The sequence below is a fragment of the Ornithinimicrobium sp. genome (assembly GCF_051004135.1).
Lineage (GTDB): Bacteria > Actinomycetota > Actinomycetes > Actinomycetales > Dermatophilaceae > Ornithinicoccus.
In genome coordinates this window covers 1-2963 of the sequence record NZ_JBPCKQ010000120.1, presented here as the reverse complement: position 1 = coordinate 2963, position 2963 = coordinate 1, and the positions used below count along the sequence as shown (strand labels likewise).

3 protein-coding genes are annotated in these 2963 nt (G+C 64.1%); 1 reads left to right on the top strand and 2 read right to left on the bottom strand.

What is annotated here, in order from left to right:
* Positions 1 to 754: 754 nt before the first annotated feature.
* Positions 755 to 1333 carry a TetR/AcrR family transcriptional regulator gene (locus ACR2FV_RS07875; RefSeq protein ID WP_434015143.1) on the bottom strand — a complete coding sequence of 193 codons (579 nt, stop codon included), beginning with the start codon at positions 1331 to 1333 and terminating at the stop codon, positions 755 to 757.
* 90 nt (positions 1334 to 1423) lie between these two features.
* Between ACR2FV_RS07875 and ACR2FV_RS07870 the strand changes: the two genes are divergently transcribed.
* Positions 1424 to 2089 (top strand): HAD-IA family hydrolase, encoded by a 666-nt coding sequence (locus tag ACR2FV_RS07870; protein WP_434015142.1) that lies wholly within the window; start codon positions 1424 to 1426, stop codon positions 2087 to 2089.
* Positions 2090 to 2282: 193 nt separating this feature from the next.
* On the opposite strand, the gene ACR2FV_RS07865 is transcribed toward ACR2FV_RS07870, so the two are convergent.
* On the bottom strand, positions 2283 to 2786 hold the full coding sequence (locus ACR2FV_RS07865; RefSeq protein WP_434015141.1) for a rhodanese-like domain-containing protein: 504 nt from the start codon (positions 2784 to 2786) through the stop codon (positions 2283 to 2285).
* Positions 2787 to 2963: the final 177 nt, after the last annotated feature.

Below are 2963 nucleotides of genomic sequence, written 5' to 3'. Positions count from 1 at the left end.
CTTTCCGAACCAGCGCTTCAACGCCGGCTCTTGATCAGACATGCATGGGCTTCAGATCATCCTCGGGAAGGTGCGCCGCTTCACGTCACCTCGCCGAGGACCATCCACAGGTTCTGATCATTGCTCGGCAGCACTCTGCAGGGCGGTCCGTTGGTCGACGGAGACCGCCCCCGGTGCCGAGCAGGCCGGTCATGAGTCCTGTCACCGGCGCCCAGTACTCGTGTCATCACGGTCCGTGAGCAAACCCGAGGCGGCACCGCCATGACGGCCCCCGAGGAGTCCGCTGAAAGAAGCGGGTCTAGACCCCAAAGTAACGTTCCCATGGGTGGTTCGGAGTTTCGTAACAGATCTGTGCGGTGGGTGTACCCCAGAAGAACAGAAAACAGATGTATGCATGTAGGGGGGTTTCTAGATGCACGGTCTGGTGGGGTTGATTCGGTAACGCTGTCCGTCCGAAAAGGCCTTGAGTTGAGGGTTTCGGACAAGCTCTTAGCTGAGCAGGGCTTCGGGCGGGTCCGTCGAGTACAACCGGCACTGGCTGTCGATCTGCTTGGAATTGATCTTCACCGAGCAGAGCGCAGGACAGGGCGCGGCTACCAGAACAGGTATCTATGGACTGGACTTGAGCAGGCCAGTGCGTTGTGTCCTATTTGGGGTAGGCGAGCTCAGTCGGTCGTCGCAACGCCCCTATTGATGTGAGGTGTTGTGGATGTGGTCAAAGAAGGAGCTGGTCGAGAAGCAGCCCACCCCCGTTTTAGGTGTGCTGAGTGGGCAGGAGCCGAGTGGCCATGTCGTGGGCTCGGTCCAGGGGTGCGGGGTCGCGGCGTAGCGTGGTCATGAGCATCCCGCCTTCCAGCAACAGGAACCACTGCTCGGCGGTGTCGCTCGGGTCAGGACAGTCAGCGACGGTGGCGAGGTCCTCAAGGCGGACACGGATGGCGTGCTTGTGGGCGTCGATGACGGCCCGTGCGGGATGGGTGGGGTCGGGGAGTTCAGCGGCGGCGTTGACGAACCCGCAACCGCGGAAGTCGTCGGCAACGGTCCAAGCCCGATAGGCGGCGAAGATCGCGCCGAGCTGGCTTGCGGGATGCAGGTGACCGGTCAGGAAGCGCTGCAGGTCGCGGCGCCAGCGCTGGTCGCGCGCACGCAGGTGCTCGGTGATCAGGCCGTCCTTGGAGCCGAAGTGGGCGTAGAGGGTTGCCTTGGTGACCTGAGCCTGCGTGGCGATCGTGTTGACCCCGACCGCGCGGATACCGTCCTCGTAGAACAGCCGCGACGCAGCCGCCAGGAGACGGTCTCGGGCGCTGGGCGCGTGCCTGTCCACTCGATCCATCACTCACCTCGACACGCAACTATACAGACTGGTATGTATAGTTGCGTGCGCCAACAGGCTGGCGTCCCGCGAAGTATGAAGGAGTCCCCCATGGCTGATCGCGTTGAAGCTGTTGTTTTCGACGTCCTAGAGACGCTGCTAGACCTCGACCCAATCGGGGCACGGCTCGAGGAGGTCGGGCAGCCCGCGGCGGTGTTGGGCCCGTTCTTCCTGCGGTTCCAACGTGATGCGATGGCGCTGACGCTGGCTGGTGACGTCGCGGACTTCACCGCGACCGCCCGCCAGGCGCTGCGCACCGAGACCAAGCAGGCAATGTCAGAGGACGCGATTGCCCACGTCCTGGAGGGCTTCGCGAAAGTCCCGGCGTTCCCGGATGCCATCCCGGCGCTGCGTAAGCTCTCCGAAGCCGGGGTAACCATCGGCTGCCTGACTGTCGGCGACCCGGAGAACACCCGATCCTTCCTGGCCGGGGCGGGCCTGGAGACCTACGTCGACCACGTAGTGACCTCCGATGCGGTCGGCGTGTGGAAGCCCGCCCCCGGCGTTTACCATCACACCGCGAAGGCTCTGAGTTGCGAGTTAGACCGGATGGCGCTGGTCGCGGTGCACGCCTGGGACTGCCACGGCGCCAAGCGGGTCGGCGCCCTCGCCGGCTGGTGCTCCCGCCTCGAGGGCGAACCCGGCGACGTCTTCCTGCCCGCGGACGTCCGTGGCGATGACCTCGTAGAGGTCGTCGACGGGCTGCTGGCGCTCTGAGCATCCCCCGGCACGGGTAACCGTGATGTGTATCCGGTCCGGTTAGCTAAGCTGAGGGTGGTGCCAAGGAGAACCTCGAGCACCGGGCGTACTGAAACAGAGCAGCCGCACTGAGCGACTCCCAGTCTGCGACGGCCACGATGCGAGACCCCGATTACACCGTCGGCGCCAACGCTCGCCCCGCATCTCGCGGCTATTCTTCGGCGCTCAACTCGCCGTACGCTGGGGTGCCGGGGTTGGTGGGCAGCCCCAACGTCACCCAGTCGTGCATTCCGCCGCGGTAGTAGGCGATTTGCTGCACAGGGAACCCGTCCTCGACCAGTTGGGTGATCGCTGTTGGGGACTGGGGGCACTGGGGACCGTTGCAGAAGAAGACGATCTGGTCGGCATCCTCGAGTTCGTTGCGTCGCTCCAGCACGTCGCTGAAGGGGATGTGGACCGCGCCGGGCAGGGTTGCCGTTCGGAACTGCTCTTGGTTGCGGGTGTCGACCAGCAGCGCCCCGTCGGCTGCCAGTTCACGCAGCTCCAGCTCGCCAACAGTTTGTGCCCCGGCAGCAGGTGACATGGGTTGGATCTCACCCCAAGTAGTGTCGACGACCACCAGGTCGGCCTCGTCCAACACGGGCGCGGGCACCATCTGGAACTCGGCCTGGAGGTTGTCCCGGGTCTCGTGGAACTTTGGGTGGCGGTCCCCCACCTGAGACTTGCCAAGTGGTAGATCTCGGGTGATCCGCCAAGAACACCCAGTGGAGCGTGCCCACTACGGTGGAGACGGAGGAAAGTCAATGGGTTCTCATAGTAGAAGGAGAACATCATGGGATCGACCCGTCGCCGTTTCACTGACGAGTACAAATCGCACGCGGTAGACTTAGTC

Coding starts and splice junctions, on each gene's coding strand:
- ACR2FV_RS07870 (WP_434015142.1), top strand. CDS start 1,424: ATGGCTGATCGCGTTGAAGCTGTTGTTTTCGACGTCCTAGAGACGCTG.
- ACR2FV_RS07875 (WP_434015143.1), bottom strand. CDS start 1,333: ATGGATCGAGTGGACAGGCACGCGCCCAGCGCCCGAGACCGTCTCCTG.